This is a genomic window from Xenorhabdus miraniensis (genome assembly GCF_002632615.1).
Genome location: NZ_NITZ01000007.1, coordinates 126,824 through 147,757, shown reverse-complemented (window position 1 = coordinate 147,757; position 20,934 = coordinate 126,824). Strand labels below are relative to the sequence as shown.

Below are 20,934 nucleotides of genomic sequence, written 5' to 3'. Positions count from 1 at the left end.
AGTAAAGTTGAAAGGTTCGTTTGCAGGATAACCAACGATAGCGTTGATGTCCCGCATCGCCTTTACCGTGTTTTTTGACGAATTCTGTGTGTTAACAAAATCGACATTTTACTTCAACTGCCGCCATTTAATTTCTCCAAAAAAAGGGGGAATTATATACCACCATTAACGAGTTGAATACGTGACCCATTAACCCAATATTTTATAATCTGGAAAAATATTGTAATAACTCTCAGGAATAAAATACACACCATCAATCAAATACCTATGATGATATATATTTTAAATGTGTTAATATTAAATCTATAAGTAGATAAATACATTCACCTTAATAATATTATATAGTTGCTTTGCATAAAATGAATTATTTATATCATCAAAATAGTCAATGAAAAGTACATATTTAGGATCAATGTCGACAAATTAGAATGATAGTATTTTACTTTATATCAATTGATATAGATTTAAGGTTTGACTTTTGATTAAATATATCAATAAATTCCACGGTGGCATAATATCTTCCGTTAGTAATATTACCTACATAAATTGACTCATTTCTTTTTTCTGGTATAGATTGTGAACTGTGAGCCATAAGCTCACCATGTAAATTATTTTTATATATTTTCACAAAGTAACTCAACTGTGGAGGGGTGTTTTCAGAGTTTATCCATGCTACACTAATAACACCATTATTAAAAAACATAGTCATGGATTCAATTCTAGGTTGAATTACTGGTTTTGGTTTTTCATCAAATTGGTTAGGATAAAGTATTATTTCATTTTTATTGTTATTAAACTCACCGCCCGCAATCAACCTAACATTAACCCCTTGATATAATTCAGCATTCCAATATTTCGGATTACCTCCGGCCGTTGCCTGATAATGCAAAGGTTTTTCCCATTGGCCATATTTATTTAGGCGAAAATGTTGCCCATAGACACCATAATAACCTAATTCATTTCCAGCAAAACGTTCAAGAAAACCTGTACATCCATTACCTGTAAAATAAAGATCTCTATCTGGTATTTTAACTGAAATATAATGAGTCCACTTATTATCCTTATATGAATACATAAACATAGCCATTCTCGTTGAATCTTCACCCTGAATATACCATCTGCGAAGAACAATTGAGTACCAATGATCTGGAAACCAAGGCATTGGATTTAATGTCTGTAAACCAGAGCCTTCTCCTCCAAAATGTTTCGAATAGGTATTGGGAGAAGAATATGTCAATTGAACCTCTGTTGGAAGCGAAGGATCTTTTTCAATTTTATCCCATATAGAGCATATGTTATTACGAATAAAAGGTACTCCATTGATAACTGAGTTTACTTGATGTTGTATCCCAGCATATCCACCGCGATCCTCAAAATAAAAATTACATCCAGACCAGTAAATATACCCTTTGTCTCCATTATTAGGAACCATTTGCTCTACATATATTAGTTCGGCGTAATTAGAATTGAAAACAGAGGTTACAGATGGGCCACTTGTTGGCACATTTGATGAATCGTTATTCATTCTTCATCTCCTTAGTATTTTAATAAAAATAGGATTAAAAATTATTATTAAATATACTTTTTCATACTAAGCTTTTTCAAAAAAACAAAAAATATAGATAAATTCCATTTTAATGCTCGAACTTCATTAACTTAAATATATGATAAATTAGGTGAAATTTCTACTTTGTAGGATTGGGTGATATTTTAAAATTGGTTTGACAAACACCAATAGTAATAAATAAAATACCACCCCTGCCTTAAAATTTACCTTCACTTTATCACATCAAAATTTTCTTTATATTTTTAAAGATAGTATACATTTATTTATTTTCAAGATGAAATTATTTCATTTGAAATCACAATGCTTTTACATCTCACATTTTTTAGCCCTAAAAATCACATATTCTATTGAATTTAATCAATAAAAAAAGATTGCATCAGAAATAACGCAATCTCTCAAGTCAGCAAAATTGTTATCCAAATTTCTGTCAATGTAATAACAGCTACATTCTTCAATGTGGTGTAGGGTTTTTATTCCAATAAACGATAACCCCCATGTCATCAACCAAACATTGCCCTTCTTTGGTGACAAAAACCCCCAGTGCCGCAATCAGTTTATCGCCATAATAAAGCAGTGGAATCCTCTCCCTGAGCCAAGGTGCAACGCCAAGCTCCTGCCACAATTTTTTACTCTGGCGGGAATGCTGCCGCCCCACGATACTGATATTCCCCTGAACACCAAAACGAATTGTCACTTGTTCATTATTATCAGGAGCTCTTACTTTTATACCGTTTTCTTCCGCCCGAACCAGCGTTCCCAATCCATCAGGCAACGCCAGTTCCTGTTCTATATCCCATTCAAGAACCGTTCCCGCCAAAAATTGATGCTGAGGAACCAGCCATAGTTGCTGCCGATAACGGCGAATATGATATTGCCCCAATTTAAAACAAGGCCCTGCATCTTGCCGGGCGAGCGCCACTTCTGACCAAATTCGTTGAAGCTGCTCCCGCGCAGGCATTTTTACACCCTGCTGGTTGAACCATCGGCGCAACAATGCGTTACGTTTAGCTTCAGAACACCTTTCCAAAGGTGGAATGGAAATCGCACCTTCCAATGTGGTTAGTGAGTTCAATGATTCACTCAACAGTTCATCCAACAACCTTTCTTGTTCCCCACATAAACCTGCACTGCGGGAAACGGCTTGTGGGAAATGAGGCCAACGCTGGTTGAGTAATGGCATAATATGCAGGCGTAAGAAATTACGATCATAGCGATCATCCTGATTGCTATCGTCCTCAATCCATTTCAACCCCTGCGCCTGAGCATAGGCTTCTAATTCTGCCCGGCCTGCATTCAATAGTGGACGAATTAATGTCGTTTCAGCAAATGGCATACAAAAAGGCATGGAAGATAACCCAGCAGGACCACTTCCCCGTTTCAATGCCAACAAAAATGTTTCTGCCTGATCATCAAGATGTTGTGCTGTTGCCAGAATTTCACCCTGCTGTAGTTCACGTTGAAAAGATTGGTAACGGGCATCTCTGGCCGCAGCCTCAATGCCATTCCGCCGGATATCCAAACTCACTTTTTCAGTTCGAAAATCAACCTGCCAGTCAATACAAATCTGACGACAATGTTCAACCCACAAATCCGCCTTTGCATTTAAACCATGATGGATATGGATTGCCCTTAAGGTCATTGGCTCACAATTCTGTTGCTGATAATCCAGTTGCTGATATTGAGTTCGCAGACGAACCAGCAAATGTAACAATACGGTGGAATCCAATCCACCGCTAAACCCAACCAAAATCTTTTTATGCGGTTCAATTTGTTCTGCCAACATCGTCAGCAGAGGTTCATGAGTATTTGTCATTACGGACTCAAGCCTTCTTCATATCTGCCAGATTAGTCTTCAATCAAATCATCCACTGACTTCTTCCCTTCGGGATCGTTGCCTTTGGCCCGGATACAAAGAAGTCCAGAGATGATAACAAGCGCTAATCCCACCACATAAGCAAGAACAAAAGCATCACCGAAAAACAGAATAATCCACATCATCGACAAGACGGGTGATAAGAATAAGATTGAAGCTATTTTATGAGAATCCGGGCTGCTCATGGCCTTGAACCAAATAATATAGGAAATACCATTCAGTATGATGCCATTGAGCAATGTTGGCATCAGTGCATCACCAACAGGTAAGTTGATGCTGCTGAAAGCGAACATAAATACTGCGGAAACTAATGTAGAGAAAATGAATACCCAAAGCGTGCTGATATAGGGATCAATAGCAAATTGTCTCGATAATACGGACATCAGCGCAAAACAAAATGAGCCACTAAATACCAGAAACAATGCCTGAGGATGTTCTACGGCAATCTCGGTTATATTGCCTTGCGTGAAGGTAATCACCACAGCCATGAACCCCATCACAATGCCAATCATCTGCCTAATGGACAACCTTTCTTTGAACAGAAAAAACGATAAACCGATTATCATTAATGGCCAGCTATATTGAATAACTAAAACAGCAACACCATTCTCGATGGAATAACCATAATAAAGCAACAGATAGAAGAAACAGTCTAACGCGCCTAAGATCAATACCTTAAGCATAATTGGAAAAGGAATGTATAATAGTTTCTTCCAGTTTCTCCCCATAATGAGAGCAACAACAAATACCGCTAAAACAGACAGGACATTTGACCAGAATAAATATTGGAAATGATCCATCTCTTTCTGACCAACACGCGCTATAGAAGGAATAAAACTCCAGATAAACACACAAGAGAACGCATAAATAATATATTTATATTTAGCCATAGAAAAACTCAACTTATTATTTTAAAGCCCAACGACTGAGGCCCCGAATCCATCCCAATATCCCTGAAAATGATAATACCAGCTGGCAAAGAACGTGATGGTTTCACCCGCCATAAACAACAAAACAGGTGGAAATATTGAGGAGTGATAATTCCCCAGTATTTCCACCTGCTATTAGTCATATTGAAAATAAAGCTGTAACTATCCAAAAATAGTTATCAATAAAACAGCTTTCAGAGCCCCATTTCCTAAGCTCAGCAGTAACCGTACTGCATTAAACGCTCATAACGACGGTTAACTAACTCTTCGCTGCCTAGTTCACTCAACTCAGAGAGATCAGCCAACAATTGCGTTTTTAATGTCTCAGCTATCTCTTCATGATGACGGTGTGCACCACCCAATGGCTCCGGGATAACAGTATCAATCAGTTTCAACTCTTTCAGGCGTGGGGCTGTATTTCCCATTGCTTCTGCTGCCAATGGCGCTTTTTCAGCACTTTTCCACAAAATGGAAGCACAACCTTCAGGAGAAATGGTCGAGAAGGTGCTGTATTGCAGCATGTTTACTTTATCGCCCACACTGAGCGCCAATGCGCCACCAGAGCCTCCTTCACCGATAACCGTACAAATCACCGGCACAGAGAGGCGGGACATCTCACGCAGGTTACGGGCAATCGCTTCTGATTGACCACGCTCTTCTGCTCCCACACCAGGATAGGCGCCAGGAGTATCAATGAAAGTGATGATTGGCAATTTAAAACGCTCTGCCATTTCCATCAATCTCAACGCCTTGCGATAGCCTTCCGGTGATGGCATACCGAAGTTACGACGGATTTTTTCTTTCGTTTCCCGGCCCTTCTGGTGACCAATGATCATAACCGGACGACCATCAATACGCGCCAATCCGCCCACAATTGCCTTATCATCAGCATAGGCTCGATCACCCGCCAATTCTTCGAAATCGGTAAAAATGTGTTTAATATAATCCAGCGTATAGGGACGCAGAGGATGGCGTGATAATTGAGATATTTGCCATGCCCCCAAATCAGAGAAAATCTTGCGAGTCAGCTCTAGGCTTTTTTCCCGCAGACGCTGGACTTCTTCATCCAGATTTATATCTAGCTTTTCATCTTGACGGCTAACTGCGGTGAGCGAATCAATTTTCGCTTCCAGCTCGGCAATCGGCTGTTCAAAATCCAGAAAATTCAGACTCATAACGTTCCTATCTTAGTCAAATTCTAATTCTACCTGCTCGTTACCCAGCAGAGTTCGCAGATCTGTCAAAAGGGTGTCCGTTGGCGTTACCCGCCATGTTGCCCCGAATCGTAAACGGGCACGGGCATCTACCCGCTGATAATAAAGATGAACCGGTATCGTACCTGAACGATGTGGCTCCAATACACCACGAAGACGGTTCAATAATTGCTCATCAATTTGCCTGTCTGATAACGAGATAGCAAGCCCACGTGCAAACTTTTCACGTGCCTCACTGATATCCATTAATTCACGAACCGTCATTTTAAGCCCACCGCTAAAGTCATCAAAGCTGACTTGTCCGGTAGCAATCAAAATTTTATCCTGCTCTAATAAATGCTGATATCTTTCCAACGCATCAGAAAACAGCATGATTTCCAGCCGTCCTGAACGATCATCCAACGTGCTGATACCAATGCGGTTACCCCGCTTGGTTGTCACTATTTTGGATGCCAACACCAAACCTACCACTGTCGTTACCTGACCACGAGGCGTCGGGTTCACATCTTTTAGACGCAACCCATTTGTATATCGTTCAATCTCTTTTAAATAACTTGTGATCGGGTGACCCGTTAAATACAGCCCAAGCGTTTCTCTCTCACCATCCAGAACAACCTGATCCGGCCATTTTGGCGTACTGGCATATGAACGCTCAACCTCTTCAGGCTCTTCGGCCAACACACCAAACATATCCGTTTGTCCAATCGCCTCCGCTTTGGCGTGTTGGTCAGCCGCTTTCAGTGCATCTTCCAGAGAAGACATCAACGCCGCACGGTGTGGCCCCAACCTGTCAAAAGCGCCGGACATGATTAACTTTTCCATCACACGACGGTTGAGTTTTTTAATGTCAGCACGCGCACACAGGTCAAAGAGTTCCTTGAAATGCCCTCCTTTCTGGCGGGCCTCGATAATGGCCTCAATCGGCCCTTCACCTACACCCTTGATCGCACCAATGCCATAAACAATTTCACCTTCATCATTAACGTGGAAGTGATACAGACCACTATTGATATCCGGTGGCAAGACTTTAAGCCCCATGCGCCAGCATTCATCCACCAGCCCAACGACTTTTTCGGTGTTATCCATATCCGCCGTCATCACGGCTGCCATAAATTCTGCCGGATAGTGAGCCTTCAGCCATAAAGTCTGATAAGAAACCAACGCATAAGCTGCGGAGTGAGATTTGTTGAAGCCATAACCCGCGAATTTCTCCACCAAATCGAAGATTTTCATCGAGAGTTCGCCATCAACACTCTGTTTTATCGCTCCCTCTTCAAATACCGAACGCTGTTTAGCCATCTCCTCTGGCTTTTTCTTACCCATTGCACGACGAAGCATATCTGCACCGCCAAGGGTATAACCCGCCAATACCTGAGCAATCTGCATCACCTGTTCCTGATACAGAATGATGCCATACGTTGGTTCCAATACGGGTTTTAAGGTTTCATGTTGCCATTCGACATCAGGATAGGAGATCTCTTCCCGCCCATGTTTACGGTCAATAAAGTTATCCACCATGCCGGATTGCAATGGCCCGGGGCGGAACAGCGCCACCAATGCGATCATGTCCTCAAAACAGTCGGGACGCAGGCGTTTGATCAGATCTTTCATCCCACGAGATTCAAGCTGGAATACAGCCGTGGTTTCGGAGCGTTGCAGCATATCGAAACTTTTCTGGTCATCCAGCGGGATGGCTGCAATATCAATCGGCTCCAGACCCTTTTTAGCACGGCGCGCATTAACCATCTCAAGTGCCCAGTTGATGATGGTCAGGGTTCTCAGGCCAAGGAAGTCAAACTTAACCAGCCCCGCATATTCCACGTCGTTCTTGTCAAATTGGGTAACGGGGTTTTGCCCTTCGGGATCGCAGTAAATCGGCGCAAAATCAGTGATCTTGGTTGGTGCAATAACAACACCACCCGCATGTTTACCTGCGTTACGGGTGACACCTTCCAATTTGCGCGCCATGTCGATCAGCGCCTTAACCTCTTCATCCGCTTCATAAATTTCAGGCAGTTGAGGTTCCGCTACGAAAGCTTTTTCCAGCGTCATGCCGGGATCAGGCGGCACCAGTTTTGATATGCGATCGACAAACCCGTATGGATGCCCAAGTACACGCCCGACGTCACGGATAACCGCTTTTGCTGCCATTGTACCGAAGGTGATAATCTGCGATACCGCATCTCGCCCGTACATATCGGCAACATGGTCAATCACCTGATCACGTTTTTCCATACAGAAATCAACATCGAAGTCAGGCATGGAAACACGTTCAGGGTTCAGGAAACGTTCGAACAGCAAGTCGAATTCCAATGGATCGAGATCGGTAATTTTCAACGCATAAGCGACAAGAGAACCCGCACCGGAACCACGTCCCGGCCCAACGGGAACACCGTTGTCTTTCGACCACTGGATAAACTCCATGACGATCAGGAAGTAACCGGGGAATCCCATCTGGTTGATAACTTTCAACTCAATATCCAGACGATCATCGTATTCCGGGCGTTTTTGTGCCCTGGTTTCTGGATCGGGATAGAGAAACTCCAGACGCTCTTCCAGACCTTGTTTGGATTTTTTAATCAGGAAATCTTCGGTGCTCATGTCTCCCGTCGGAAATTGCGGAAGAAAGTATTCACCAAGACGGATCGTGACATTACAGCGTTTAGCAATTTCTACGCTATTTTGCAGCGCTTCCGGGATGTCGGAGAAAAGTTCGCACATCTCCTGTTCACTGCGCAGATATTGCTGAGGGCTGTAATTTTTCGGGCGTTTTGGATCAGCCAGCGTATAGCCATCATGAATGGCGACCCGAATTTCATGTGCGTCGAAATCGGTACTTTCCAGAAAACAGACGTCATTGGTCGCGACAACCGGCACATTTTTTTCCGCTGCCAATTCTACAGCGGCATGAAGATAATTCTCTTCATCCTGACGTCCGGTGCGGATTAATTCAAGATAATAGCTGTCCGGGAAATGTGCCTGATAAAAATCGAGGCACTGATCGACCATCGCCCGATTGCCACGCAGCAGGAATTTACCCACATCTCCCATGCGCCCGCCCGACAACAGGATCAATCCGGCTTTCCGCGTTGCCAGCCATTCCCGTTTGATAGTCGGGCCAATCGCACCATAACCTTTTTGGTAGGCTTCAGAGATCAGCAAGGTCAGGTTTTGGTAACCTTCATTATTGCGAGCGAGGATCGTCAAATGGGCATATTCATCCCCTAACAGCTCACTTTCCACATAAAAGTCAGCCCCGATAATCGGCTTGATACCCGCGCCGTGGGCGCTGCCATAGAATTTCACCAATCCACATAAATTGGTGAAATCCGTAATGGCAAGAGCCGGCATACCCAATTTGGCGACTTTTTTTACCAATGGCCCCGTCTTAGCCAAGCCATCGATCATTGAATAGTCGCTGTGAACACGTAAGTGTACAAAACGTGGTTCTGTCATAATCTGCCCAGATATTTATTCCAGATACTTATCCCAGATTCTTATTCAAGACCCAGCGCCCGTTTAACCGGCGCAAAACTTTTACGATAATGTTCCGTCGCACCCAGCAACGCCAGTTTTTCCAGATGCAGGGCCGTAGGATAACCTTTATGTTTCGCAAAACCGTAATCAGGGAGCTGTTTATCCAGTTCTGCCATTTCTCTGTCACGTGTCACTTTAGCAAGGATTGAAGCCGCACTGATTTCGGCAACCAAGCTATCCCCTTTAACCACCGCTTGAGCTGGCATTGCTAATGCCGGGCAACGATTACCATCAATCAGGACATAATCAGGCGTCATTGCCAAACCCGCTACTGCCCGCTGCATGGCAAGCATTGTGGCATGGAGGATGTTGAGCTGATCGATTTCTTCTGGCTCTGCACGCCCAAGACTCCAACACAATGCTTTTTCTTTAATTTCTAAATACAGCGCTTCACGGCGTTTTTCTGTGAGTTTTTTCGAATCCGTTAAGCCTGTAATAGGCTTAGCCGGATCCAGAATAACTGCCGCAGTGACGACAGCCCCTACCAGTGGGCCACGCCCAACTTCATCAACACCGGCAATTAAATTCACCTGAGGATAAACAAAATCCATTATCTTCTCGCTAATTCCAGAACAGCTTGAGCAGCCTGTTCATCAGCATCGCAACGAATGCTTTCATGTAAATGCAGGAACGTTTGTTTCAGTGCTTCCACGTCAGCGCCACCTTGCAGAAGAGGCAACAGCGCCTGCGACAACGCTTGTGGTTCACATTCATCCTGCAATAACTCTTTGACTAATTCTTTACCTGCCAACAAGTTAGGCAAGGAAACATATGGCGTTTTCACCAGGCGTTTTGCCAGCCAGAATGTAAAAGGTTTCATTCTATAACCCACTACCATCGGGCATTTGGCCAACATACACTCCAGTGCTGCCGTTCCTGATGCCAGTAAAGTTGCGTCACTGGCAATCATGGCTTCACGCGCTTTTCCATCCAATAAATGGATTGGCAAATCCGGTGCAATTTCGTCTTTAATGCGCTGAAACTGTTCACGCCGTTTAGCATTCACCAAAGGAACCAATACGTGCAGATCAGGCAATTCCTTCCGTAATAATTGTACGGTTTTTAAGAAATCAGCACTGAGCATCTCTACTTCAGCATTGCGGCTACCGGGCAGCACCGCCAGACAATGGGTATTCAATGGAACGCCCAAAAATTCTCTGGCAGCGGCTTTATCTGTTTGCAGAGGCATTGCATCTGCCATCGTATGACCAATGAACCGGCATGGAACGTTAAACCGATCATAGAACGCTTTTTCGAATGGTAAAAATGCCAGTACCAAATCTGTTGACCGGCCGATTTTAAACACCCGTTTGTGTCGCCATGCCCATACTGATGGACTGACGTAATGGATTGTTTTGAGCCCCTGCTGCTTAAGCCGCCCTTCCAGGGTGATATTAAAATCAGGGGCATCAATGCCAATAAATACATCCGGCCTTAAGGCAGTAAAACGCGCCGTTAAGTCTTTGCGTATTTTCAGCAAACGGGGCAAACGCCCCAAAACTTCAACAATCCCCATTACGGCCAGCTCTTCCATCTCATACCAGGCTTCACAACCTTCCGCCTGCATAAGAGGGCCAGCAACACCCACAAAGCGGGCATTTGGAATTTTTGCTTTCAATGCACGAATCAGGCCAGCCCCAAGAATATCACCGGATGTTTCTCCGGCGACCAAACCAATTGTCAGCGGGCGCTGATTGTCAACAGAAGAAAAGGTAGTCAAAGGAGTGTCCTTCATCTACTTAACGAATAATGCCACGACTGGATTTTGCGGAATTTTCCAGAAAATCACTGAATACTTTCACGTGTGGGTTATTTTCCGCTTGAAGGCCAATTTCGTGTCTGGCTTCTTCCAACGTTTTTCCGCTGCGGTAAAGCGTCTTATAAGCGTTACGGATAGCATGCAGCGATTCTTTATCAAACCCGCGACGTTTCAAGCCTTCGATATTCAATCCGAAAGGTGTTGCATGGTTTCCTTGTGCAATAACGTACGGAGGAACATCCTGAGCAACGCCAGAACAACCTCCAACCATGACATGGGAACCAATCTGACAGAATTGATGCACTGCCGTCATTCCACCAATAATGACGTAATCACCCAAAATGACATGACCGCCTAATGTGCCATTATTTGCAATGATACACCGATCACCAACGATACAATCATGGGCGATATGGGCGTTGATCATAAGCAAATTATCACTGCCGACTTTGGTCACTCCACCGCCCTGAACAGTACCACGATGAATAGAGACACTTTCACGAATGCGGTTACGATCGCCAATTTCAACACGAGTCGGTTCACCTTGATATTTGAGATCCTGATTGACTTCACCAATAGAAGCGAACTGATAGATCTGGTTATCGCGACCAATCTTAGTTATCCCATTAACCACAACATGAGATTTCAGTTCAGTCCCTTCACCAATCTCAACCTGAGAACCGATATAACAAAATGGGCCAACGCGAACATTGGCACCAATAACAGCACCTTCTTCAATGATTGAAGAAGGATGAATAACAGCGGTCTGATCAATCATGGATTATTCCTCACGGCGGCGAGCACACATCATTTCCGCTTCGCAAGCCAATTCCCCATCGACTTTCGCTACGCCCCTGAAACGCGCAACACCGCGACGCTCTTTAATAAACTCAACATCCATCACCAATTGATCACCCGGCAGCACTGGGCGCTTGAATCGGGCACCATCAATAGCGGCAAAGTAATACAATTCACCCGGCTTAAGTGACCCTACACTTTTGAATGCCAGAATTCCGGTGGCTTGAGCCATGGCTTCAAGGATCAGAACACCCGGGAAAATAGGTTTACCCGGGAAGTGCCCCTGAAAGAATGGCTCATTGAACGATACATTCTTGACTGCGCGTAAAAATTTACCTGCTTCAAAATCCAAAACACGATCTACCAACAAAAATGGATAGCGATGAGGCAGTAAATCTAAAATTTCTTCAATTTGCAGAGTATGACTATTACTCATCTAAATACTCTTCCTGTCTATATAAGAATCATTGTATTAACGACACGGCCTGCGTTAACTCTAAATTTAGAGTTATCAGGCAGGCCGCAAAAATTAAAAGCACAACCAAAAATGCTGATTAAAAACGTTTAATCAAATGTAGTATGATTACTCGTTTTCACCTTCTAATCGGCGTTCCACTGACTTCAAGCGTTTATTCATGTCATTGATACCCATGACTAAAGCGGCAGTCTTACGCCAAGTTTTGTTCGGTTGTAATGGGATACCCGACGAATAAACACCAGGCTCTGTAATGGGGCGCATCACCATGCTCATACCCGTCACGGTGACTTTATCACAGATACTCATGTGTCCATTAATAACACTTGCACCCCCGATCATGCAGTAACGACCAATTTTCAGGCTGCCCGCCATAATGACACCACCCGCCACTGCGGTGTTGTCTCCGATCGTCACGTTATGGGCGATCTGGCATTGGTTGTCTATGATAACACCATTGCCAATGACTGTGTTATCCAACGCACCACGGTCAATAGTCGTACATGCGCCGATTTCAACTTTGTTCCCAATGATTACAGTGCCTAACTGTGGGATTTTAATCCAGTTTCCGCGTTCATTGGCATAACCAAAACCATCGGAACCTATAACAGTTCCTGATTGGATCAAGCAGGACTCACCCATTTCAACGTTATGGTATACCGATACATTGGCCCAAAGACGGGTACCCGCACCAATTCGTGCATTCTTACCAATAAAGCAACCTGCCCCGATGATGACATTATCACCAAGTTCAACACCAGATTCGATAACAGCATTTGCGCCAACCGCCACATTTTTGCCCAAAACTGCATCGGGAGAAATAACTGCTGATGGGTGGATATCCTGCGCAGACTGTGGTGTTGTATCCATAATTTGCGCCATACGGGCATAGGCAAGATAAGGATCCTTGACAACCAATGCGGCAACCTTGCAGTGAGGAAGGTCGGCTTCACGTAGCACAACAGCCGCTGCCTGACACTCAACAAGCTTGTCAGTATAACGGCTATCGGATAAAAATGTAATTTGTTCGCTATTTGCTGAATACATCGGTGCAATACCGGTGATGACGATATCGCCATCACCGTGCAATTGCGCATTCAACTGCTGAGCGAGGTCAGCCAATCGAATTGAAACCATCTACTTATTTAACCTGTTTCAGTACTTCTGCGGTGATATCTTTACCCGACGCAGAATACACAGCGGCATTCGCATCAAGAACAAGATCGTAACCTTCTTTACCTGCAACAACTTTAACCGCATCCTGAATACGGGTCAGGATTTTGTTGCGCTCTTCCAACTGGCGACGGCGGCTATCGTTTTCCAAAGATTGTGCTTTCTGGGCAAACTCATCGCGTTTCGCCACAACTTCTTTTTCTAATTTTTCACGTTCACTGGCTTTCATTGTTGAGCCATCACGCTGTAATTTCTGGAGCTTGGTCTGCAAATCTGATTCCATACGCTGCAATTCAGTTGCACGGCTTTTAAACTCGTTGTCCAACTGTTTTGCCACAGCTTCACGGGCTGGCAACTGTTGAAAAACTTCAGCAACATTCACTAAAGCGATTTTATCTGCCGCCTGAACACCCGCAGAGAACGCCAACGCCATACCCAGGCCTGCTGCACATAATACTTTTTTCACTATAAACTCCTTTGACCCACGCTATTTTTACAGATTGGAAAATTTAGAGCTTATCCTATCAGGCTATTTTATATGCCAATCGGAATCTGGAACACTCTAAATATCGCCCTATCTAATAATAGAGCGATTTTTTACCAAAAAAGATTAATTATTACCAAGATCCGCCAATGTTAAACTGGAACTGCTCAGATCTATCACCTTCGTAATCCTTAATTGGCTTCGCATAAGAGAAGCTCAGCGGCCCTAACGGTGACATCCATTGTAGAGCAATACCGGTCGAAACACGGATATTGTTTGGCTTGCTGTAGTCAGGCATCCCGTGAGTCTTAGCCCAATTAGTATCCCAATTCGTATCCCAAACCGTTCCCGCATCCACAAACAATGAAGTTCGAACGGAATTGGAATATTTAGCATCCAGGAACGGCGTTGGCGTAATCAGCTCGAAACTCGCAACCGCTACCGAGTTCCCCCCCACAGCATCACGGGATGGGTTATTTTTATCTAGCTTACCCTGATTATTTAAATAAATCGCTTTCGGGCCGATATTATTCGAGCGGAAACCACGAACACTGCTAGGGCCACCAGCATAGAAGTTTTCATAGAATGGCATTTCTTTGCCACCAAAACCACCACCATACCCCAGACGGGTACGTCCCATCATCACCCATGAATGATCATCATCAAGAGGATAATAACCTGTCGCGTTCCAAGTGATTTTATAGAACTGGTTGTCAGAACCAGGAATTGTCATTTTGGTATCCAGAGATGATCGGATACCCGCAGTTGGGAAGAAACCACGGTCAAGGCTGTTATAACTCCATCCCAGTGTCAGAGACAAATCATTGGTATCGAATTTCGCCTTGTCATCATATCCCCGTTTTTTACCCATTTTATCCAGATAACGCCACATCGCGACTTGTGGACTCATGTTAGACAGGGAGTTATGTACATAACCCAGTCTCAACGCCAGAGAGTTATTTTCATTCAATGGGAAGCCAAGCACACCCTCTGTACCATATGCTTTGTTGGTATAGTTCGAAAGCTCAGCATCATCAGCACGGAAGTCATTATAAAACACGCGACCACCTAAACTGACCCCATTGACGGTGAAGTAAGGATCGGTCATAGATAAATCAGCCGACGTTGAATAATCATTTTTACTGGCGCTGATACCTACGGAATTCCCCGTTCCCAACCAGTTATCCTGTTGGAGACCGATTTGGAAGCTCACGCCACTTTCCGTACCAAAACCAACACCAAAGTTCATGGAACCGGTATTACGTTCTTTGACCTTATAAACGATATCAACCTGATCTGGGCTACCCGATACACGTTCAGTATCCACATCAACCGATTCAAAATAGCCGAGTCGATTTAAGCGTTCTTTGCCCTGTTCAACCTGATCACTACCTAACCATGCCCCTTCCATCTGACGCATTTCACGGCGCAGTACTGAGTCTTTACTAATATCATTACCTGTAAAGCGAATCTTGCGCACATAGAAACGGTTGCCTGCATCGACATTGACATGCAGCTTAACGGTTTTATCAGCATCGTTGATTTCAGGTTGAGTCATTACGCGAGGGTAAGCATAACCATAGCGACCAAGCAGATTTTTGATGGCTGTTTCCATCTTGGTCACTTCTGCACCGTTATACAATGATCCCGGCTCAATGTTAGTGAATTCCTGTATCTGTGACTGATAGCCAGCCAAATTACCGTTTAAATCAACATTTGATATCTTGTATTGATCACCTTCGGTGATATTGACGGTAATATAAATGTCTTTCTTATCTGGTGTCAGATTGACTTGGGTTGAATCAATGTTGAAACGGGCATAGCCGCGGTCAAGATAAAAACTGCGCAGGGTTTCAAGGTCACCAGACAGTTTTTGTTTCTGATATTTCTGATCAGCCGTCATATTCCACCAAGGAACATCGTCCCTGAGCTGGAAATTATTAAGCAGCTCTTGGGTCGAAAAGGCCTTATTACCAACAATATTAATTTGTTGAATTTTGGCAGAAACACCTTCAGAAAAAACAAGTTTCAAGTCAATACGGTTGCGGGGCAGCGGCGTGACAACCGCTTTCACTGTCGCGTTGTATTTACCAACACTGTAGTAAAAATCTTCCAGCCCTTTTTCAATATTGGACAGCATAGTGCGGTCAAGGGCTTCACCAACACGAACACGCGACGCTTCAAGATTCTGCTTAAGCATGTCATCTTTCACCGATTTATTACCGGAAAAAGTGATACTGGCGATAGTCGGTCGTTCTTTTACCTGAACGACAAGTGAATTGCCATCACGTAAGACACGAACATCTTCAAAGTTCCCAGTTGAGAACAGTGCATGAATCGTGCGACTAATGTCTTCATCGCTAACCGTATCACCGACTCGAACTGGCATGTTCAGTAATGCTGCACCAACGGTGACACGTTGAAGACCCTCAAAATGAATGTCCTGAACTATGAATCCGTCTGAACCGTATGCAGTGGCGCTGCCGAACAGCAGCGACGCTATGAGCAACTTTTTCATCGCCATCGTTGTTATGCGTTTTCCTAACCGGTCTCCCGTCTTAAAAACGGGAGAAATCATTGAAAAGTGCAAGCCCCATTAATAACACCAGCAATACAGCACCAATGCGATAACTGAAGTCTTGTACACGCTCGGAGACCGGCCCTCCCTTGATCTTTTCGATTGCAAGGAAAAGCAAGTGTCCACCATCTAGTACAGGTAATGGGAACAGGTTAATGATCCCAAGGTTGACGCTAATCAGCGCCAAAAACATCAAATAATACACCAAGCCAGAATCAGCCGATACTCCGGCACCTTTGGCAATGGAAATCGGGCCACTTAAGTTATTAAGTTTCACCTCACCCACAATTAATTTGCCCAGCATATTGACGGTCAGCTTCATTAATTGCCAAGTTTTATCCCCTGCCTCATAAATGGCAGAAAAAGGCCCGTACTGTTGAACCACTTTGTATTCATCTGCCAGTGGAATGACCTTAAGTTCAGTACCTGCAAATCCTTCCTCACGGCCATTGGATAATTTTTTGACCTCAGGGATCAGAGACAGGGAAATCATCCCTCCAGCTCTCGCAACGTCCAATTTTAGAGGAATATTGGGATTCTTCCTGACAAATGATGAAAAAGTGTGCCAGACATCTACATCCTGACCATTGACTTTAACGATTCTGTCTCCCGACTGTAAACCGGCTTTTTCAGCAGGTGAAGCAGGATAAACCTTCTCCACTTGCGAACTGACTCGCGGAACAACAGGCATGATGCCCAAAGACAGCAAAACGTCCTGCTTAGATGGGTCGAATGCCCATCCGCGCAAATCCAGCGTCTTTTGAATACTGTCAGTGGCATCCACGGGAGTAACATCCATGGACACAGATGTCTCACCCACTTTACTTACCATAGCAAGACGTACCGAATTCCAATCAGAGGTTTCGATACCATCAACAGCTTTTAGTTCCATTCCAGGCAAAATATTTGCCTGTGCGGCAATAGAATCTGGCTTAACATCCAACACCACAGGGCGTACAGTTGGCACACCAATCACAAAAACCAACCAATAAGCGATAACCGCCAGAATGAAGTTTGCAATTGGCCCGGCGCTGATCACTGCCGCGCGCTGGCCGATGGTTTTATTGTTGAATGCCATATGACGACGTTCGGGCGAAACATCCCCCACCCGTTCGTCGAGCATCTTGACATATCCGCCAAGCGGAATAAGGGCAATAACGTATTCGGTCCCCTGTTTATCTGTACGACGCCAAAGCACTTTACCAAACCCGATGGAAAAGCGTTCAACGTAAATACCACATCGTCTGGCAACCCAAAAATGACCAAACTCATGCACTGTGATGAGAACACCCAACGCAACAATAAATGCAGCCAGATTCCAGAGAATATCCATTATGTACCCTCAGAGAGCAAATCCAGAAGAAATTAACATGACCAAACCCGCAAATACAGGGATGGCCGCTGTTAAGCTATCTACCCTATCCATGACTCCGCCATGTCCCGGAATCAATTGACTACTGTCTTTAATCCCTGATTCCCGCTTGAACATGCTTTCGGTCAGATCACCAAAGACCGAGGCAATAACGACTACCGTAGAAATCAACAACAAGTGTTCTGGCATTGCAGGTACGGGTGCAAATTTACCGAACAGCCATGAAATCAGTGCAGCAGTTAACAGCCCACCAACAAGCCCTTCAAGGGTCTTGCCCGGTGACACTTTTGGTGCCATTTTGTGCTTACCCATAGTGCGGCCAAAAATATAAGCACCGGAATCAGCAGCCCATACCAGCAACATGACATACAGCAGCCACCATGCTCCATCATAGGTATTGTTTTCATAACCCTGGGTGCGCAGTACCATCATTCCACAATAAAATGGCACGATAGTCAGGACACCAAACAGCAGGCGCAAAACAACCGATGACTTCCAGATGGAAGCCGAAGCCGGATAAGTGACCACCAATAAAATTGCGGCTACCCACCAAAGCATGCCAGCCCACAACAGATATACAATTTGCGGTTTTTCAATAAGATGAGAAAAATCTGACAAAGAGTATTGTAAAGCCAATAATCCTACGGCACATAATACAGCCAGCGTAATACGTTTAGTTTGAGTGAAGAGACCAGCAAATTGCCCCCATTCCCATGCGGCAAGCGCTGAAACAGCAATGACAACCAATCCAAATCCTGATGGGGGAAGGAAAAACAGTGCTGCTACAACAAGTGGAATCAATATCAACGTAGTTAAAAGACGGTACTTCAGCAAGTTCTCCTCCTATGATCCCACTTCGGCATCGTCTGGTGTTCCGCCAAATCGGCGTTCTCGTTTGGCAAAGGCATTAATTGCACCTTCAAAAGAAGTTTCATCAAAATCAGGCCAAAGTATATCGGTAAAATACAATTCTGCATAAGCTATCTGCCATAACAAGAAATTACTGATACGATGTTCGCCTCCGGTTCGAATGACCAGATCAACTTCAGGCTGCTGACTTAAATTAATGAAGTTACCTACTGTGGCCTCGCTGATTTCCTCAGGAACCAACTCATTTGACTTAATTTTTTCAGCTATTTGCTTAATACCCTGAACCAAATCCCAACGTCCGCCATAGTTAGCGGCAATATTAAGCTGCAATCCGGTATTGTCCGCCGTTAATTCAACTGAACGGCGGATACGCTCCTGCAACCGTGGGCTAAAGCGACTAATATCGCCAATAACAGACAATTTCACATTGTGTTTATGCAGGCTCTTCACTTCATTATCAAGAGCAAAAACAAACAGCTCCATCAATGAACTGACTTCCTGCTGTGGGCGATTCCAGTTTTCACTGCTGAAAGCATATAGGGTCAATGATTCAATGTTATGTTTCACTGAAAAACTCACGGCACTCCGCACAGCTTTAACGCCTGCGCGATGACCAAACACTCTTAATTTGCCACGCTTTTTTGCCCAACGACCATTGCCATCCATAATAATGGCGACATGTCTGGGCAACGTTGGCAATGAATCACTATCACTGGGAGGTATCACTCAAAATAATCCTTAAAATAACTAAGCTGGCTTTTCGATGAATTCAATCTATTCCAAACATGAAAAAGCCGTGTTACGTGTTAATGATTATCACGGCTACCACGGCTATTTCTGGCACGGCCTGAATGAAAGCCTTTGTCCTTGATATACACGATTGAAACGCGGATACCAACTAACTGAATTGGCTATTATAACAACTATAATTTACCCGCGAACTATATCATTTGCCAAAACGCAAACAAACACATACTTATTAACAAAATTCGCTATTTGGCAAAAATTCTGATGGTTTCTCTCGCCAAGATCCGTGCTGTATTGTCGACTTCTAAGACCTCTTCAATACTTTGAGGTTCAGATAAATTTAATTTTTCCACGACCAAGCGATTAATTGTCGCGATATCTGTGAAATGAATTCCATCTTTCAAAAAAACATCAACAGTTTCTTCGTTAGCTGCATTTAAGGCTGTGGTTGCCGCCTGGCCTTGATTACAAGCTTCAATGGCCAATTTTAGACAAGGGTAGCGTTGATAATCGAGGGCTTCGAAGGTCAGCATGCTCAGCTCGGTAAAATCCAATGGTTTTGCGCCGGATGAGATACGATTAGGATAAGCCATTGCATGGGCTATTGGAGTACACATGTCCTGCGTTCCCAATTGTGCAATGATGCTGCCATCCTGATAGCGAACCATGGAATGGATGACTGACTGGGGATGTAACAATACTTCCATTTCATCGGCAGACGCATTGAACAGGTAACGCGCCTCGATATATTCCAGCCCTTTGTTCATCATGGTAGCCGAATCAACAGAAATTTTACGTCCCATTGACCAAATAGGGTGGGCACACGCTTCATCCGGCGTAACATGAGGTAATGTTTCTAACGGCGTTTTACGGAACGGCCCACCGGAACCTGTCAGAATAATGCTGGAAATGCCATAATCCTTCAAATTTACATTGCCGAGGTTATGTTGAACCGCTTCCGGCAAGCTCTGAAAGATAGCATTATGTTCACTATCGATGGGTAACAGTTGCGCTTTATGCTGGACAACAGCATCCATAAACAGACGCCCACTGGTAATCAGGGATTCTTTATTCGCTAACAGAACCTGTTTTCCCTTACGGATAGCCGCCAATGTCGGTAATAACCCGGCCACCCCAACAATGGCAGACATGACTTGATCGACTTCTTCCAGTGCGGCTAAATCACAAATAGCATCTTTACCGAACAACACTTCGGTTTGACTTCCCTGTTCCTGCAATAACCGGCGCAGCCCCTTTGCGGATTGCTCATCTTCCATCGCTGCATATTGTGGGCTAAATTCCAGACACTGCTGTGCCATAACTTCAATATTTTTCCCGGCAGCAAGGGCGACTACCTTGAATTTTGTTGGGTTATTTCTGACAACAGAAAGCGTACTTTTCCCAATCGAACCCGTTGAGCCAAGAATAGTTAACCGTTTCATTTTGATACTCTGAATAGACTACTGATATAAAATTACAATAGTTTGAGCGGTACAGATCGCTATGTCCATCGCTTGAGAAAGAAATGTGATACGAAGTGTAATATCAAGAATAAGCA

General features: G+C 44.1%; 16 protein-coding genes and 1 pseudogene. All 17 read right to left on the bottom strand.

The genetic code is table 11. The features are described 5' to 3' along the window. Nucleotides 1–4: 4 nt before the first annotated feature. Nucleotides 5–127: pseudogene (locus tag Xmir_RS28140) on the bottom strand (IS1 family transposase); the annotation flags it as partial. Nucleotides 128–439: 312 nt separating this feature from the next. After that, entirely contained in the window at nt 440–1,525 is a 1,086-nt protein-coding gene (locus tag Xmir_RS09050; RefSeq protein WP_099114059.1) for a DUF3472 domain-containing protein, read from the bottom strand. A 493-nt stretch (nt 1,526–2,018) separates the two neighbouring features. After that, nucleotides 2,019–3,380 (bottom strand): tRNA lysidine(34) synthetase TilS, encoded by a 1,362-nt coding sequence (gene tilS / locus Xmir_RS09045; protein WP_099114058.1) that lies wholly within the window; start codon nt 3,378–3,380, stop codon nt 2,019–2,021. Nucleotides 3,381–3,412: 32 nt separating this feature from the next. After that, nucleotides 3,413–4,330, bottom strand: a complete 918-nt coding sequence (locus tag Xmir_RS09040) for a DMT family transporter (protein WP_099114057.1) — start codon at nt 4,328–4,330, stop codon at nt 3,413–3,415. 254 nt (nt 4,331–4,584) lie between these two features. Further along, the gene (gene accA / locus Xmir_RS09035; RefSeq protein ID WP_099114056.1) at nt 4,585–5,544 is read right to left on the bottom strand and encodes an acetyl-CoA carboxylase carboxyl transferase subunit alpha; all 960 of its coding nucleotides are present in this window, start codon (nt 5,542–5,544) and stop codon (nt 4,585–4,587) included. 12 nt (nt 5,545–5,556) lie between these two features. Continuing rightward, nucleotides 5,557–9,039, bottom strand: a complete 3,483-nt coding sequence (dnaE, locus tag Xmir_RS09030; protein WP_099114055.1) for a DNA polymerase III subunit alpha — start codon at nt 9,037–9,039, stop codon at nt 5,557–5,559. 41 nt (nt 9,040–9,080) lie between these two features. After that, nucleotides 9,081–9,671 carry a ribonuclease HII gene (gene rnhB / locus Xmir_RS09025; protein WP_099114054.1) on the bottom strand — a complete coding sequence of 197 codons (591 nt, stop codon included), beginning with the start codon at nt 9,669–9,671 and terminating at the stop codon, nt 9,081–9,083. Continuing rightward, nucleotides 9,671–10,855, bottom strand: a complete 1,185-nt coding sequence (gene lpxB / locus Xmir_RS09020) for a lipid-A-disaccharide synthase (RefSeq protein WP_099114053.1) — start codon at nt 10,853–10,855, stop codon at nt 9,671–9,673. The genes rnhB and lpxB overlap by 1 nt, the downstream gene beginning before the upstream one ends. Before the next feature lie 4 nt (nt 10,856–10,859). Then, complete coding sequence (gene lpxA, locus Xmir_RS09015) at nt 10,860–11,657, bottom strand: acyl-ACP--UDP-N-acetylglucosamine O-acyltransferase (RefSeq protein WP_099114052.1); 798 nt, start codon at nt 11,655–11,657, stop codon at nt 10,860–10,862. A gap of 3 nt (nt 11,658–11,660) precedes the next feature. Then, nucleotides 11,661–12,113 carry a 3-hydroxyacyl-ACP dehydratase FabZ gene (gene fabZ / locus Xmir_RS09010; protein WP_099114051.1) on the bottom strand — a complete coding sequence of 151 codons (453 nt, stop codon included), beginning with the start codon at nt 12,111–12,113 and terminating at the stop codon, nt 11,661–11,663. 147 nt (nt 12,114–12,260) lie between these two features. Beyond that, a complete protein-coding gene (gene lpxD, locus Xmir_RS09005; RefSeq protein WP_099114050.1) occupies nt 12,261–13,289 on the bottom strand; it encodes a UDP-3-O-(3-hydroxymyristoyl)glucosamine N-acyltransferase in 1,029 nt (342 codons plus the stop codon). A 4-nt stretch (nt 13,290–13,293) separates the two neighbouring features. Then, the gene (gene skp, locus Xmir_RS09000; RefSeq protein ID WP_099114049.1) at nt 13,294–13,791 is read right to left on the bottom strand and encodes a molecular chaperone Skp; all 498 of its coding nucleotides are present in this window, start codon (nt 13,789–13,791) and stop codon (nt 13,294–13,296) included. 151 nt (nt 13,792–13,942) lie between these two features. Continuing rightward, nucleotides 13,943–16,333: an outer membrane protein assembly factor BamA gene (gene bamA / locus Xmir_RS08995; RefSeq protein ID WP_099114114.1), complete on the bottom strand. Its 2,391-nt coding sequence runs from the start codon at nt 16,331–16,333 to the stop codon at nt 13,943–13,945. 34 nt (nt 16,334–16,367) lie between these two features. Beyond that, the gene (gene rseP, locus Xmir_RS08990) at nt 16,368–17,723 is read right to left on the bottom strand and encodes a sigma E protease regulator RseP (protein WP_208620416.1); all 1,356 of its coding nucleotides are present in this window, start codon (nt 17,721–17,723) and stop codon (nt 16,368–16,370) included. 6 nt (nt 17,724–17,729) lie between these two features. Then, nucleotides 17,730–18,593, bottom strand: a complete 864-nt coding sequence (cdsA, locus tag Xmir_RS08985; RefSeq protein ID WP_099114047.1) for a phosphatidate cytidylyltransferase — start codon at nt 18,591–18,593, stop codon at nt 17,730–17,732. Nucleotides 18,594–18,602: 9 nt separating this feature from the next. Next, on the bottom strand, nt 18,603–19,355 hold the full coding sequence (gene ispU, locus Xmir_RS08980) for a (2E,6E)-farnesyl-diphosphate-specific ditrans,polycis-undecaprenyl-diphosphate synthase (RefSeq protein ID WP_099114046.1): 753 nt from the start codon (nt 19,353–19,355) through the stop codon (nt 18,603–18,605). 266 nt (nt 19,356–19,621) lie between these two features. Continuing rightward, nucleotides 19,622–20,818 carry a 1-deoxy-D-xylulose-5-phosphate reductoisomerase gene (gene ispC / locus Xmir_RS08975; RefSeq protein WP_099114045.1) on the bottom strand — a complete coding sequence of 399 codons (1,197 nt, stop codon included), beginning with the start codon at nt 20,816–20,818 and terminating at the stop codon, nt 19,622–19,624. Between the last annotated feature and the right edge of the window lie 116 nt (nt 20,819–20,934).

Excerpts from the sequence above, each read along its gene's own strand:
- Xmir_RS09050 (WP_099114059.1), bottom strand. The coding sequence starts at position 1,525 with ATGAATAACGATTCATCAAATGTGCCAACAAGTGGCCCATCTGTAACC.
- tilS (WP_099114058.1), bottom strand. The coding sequence starts at position 3,380 with ATGACAAATACTCATGAACCTCTGCTGACGATGTTGGCAGAACAAATT.
- Xmir_RS09040 (WP_099114057.1), bottom strand. The coding sequence starts at position 4,330 with ATGGCTAAATATAAATATATTATTTATGCGTTCTCTTGTGTGTTTATC.
- accA (WP_099114056.1), bottom strand. The coding sequence starts at position 5,544 with ATGAGTCTGAATTTTCTGGATTTTGAACAGCCGATTGCCGAGCTGGAA.
- dnaE (WP_099114055.1), bottom strand. The coding sequence starts at position 9,039 with ATGACAGAACCACGTTTTGTACACTTACGTGTTCACAGCGACTATTCA.
- rnhB (WP_099114054.1), bottom strand. The coding sequence starts at position 9,671 with ATGGATTTTGTTTATCCTCAGGTGAATTTAATTGCCGGTGTTGATGAA.
- lpxB (WP_099114053.1), bottom strand. The coding sequence starts at position 10,855 with ATGAAGGACACTCCTTTGACTACCTTTTCTTCTGTTGACAATCAGCGC.
- lpxA (WP_099114052.1), bottom strand. The coding sequence starts at position 11,657 with ATGATTGATCAGACCGCTGTTATTCATCCTTCTTCAATCATTGAAGAA.
- fabZ (WP_099114051.1), bottom strand. The coding sequence starts at position 12,113 with ATGAGTAATAGTCATACTCTGCAAATTGAAGAAATTTTAGATTTACTG.
- lpxD (WP_099114050.1), bottom strand. The coding sequence starts at position 13,289 with ATGGTTTCAATTCGATTGGCTGACCTCGCTCAGCAGTTGAATGCGCAA.
- bamA (WP_099114114.1), bottom strand. The coding sequence starts at position 16,333 with ATGGCGATGAAAAAGTTGCTCATAGCGTCGCTGCTGTTCGGCAGCGCC.
- ispC (WP_099114045.1), bottom strand. The coding sequence starts at position 20,818 with ATGAAACGGTTAACTATTCTTGGCTCAACGGGTTCGATTGGGAAAAGT.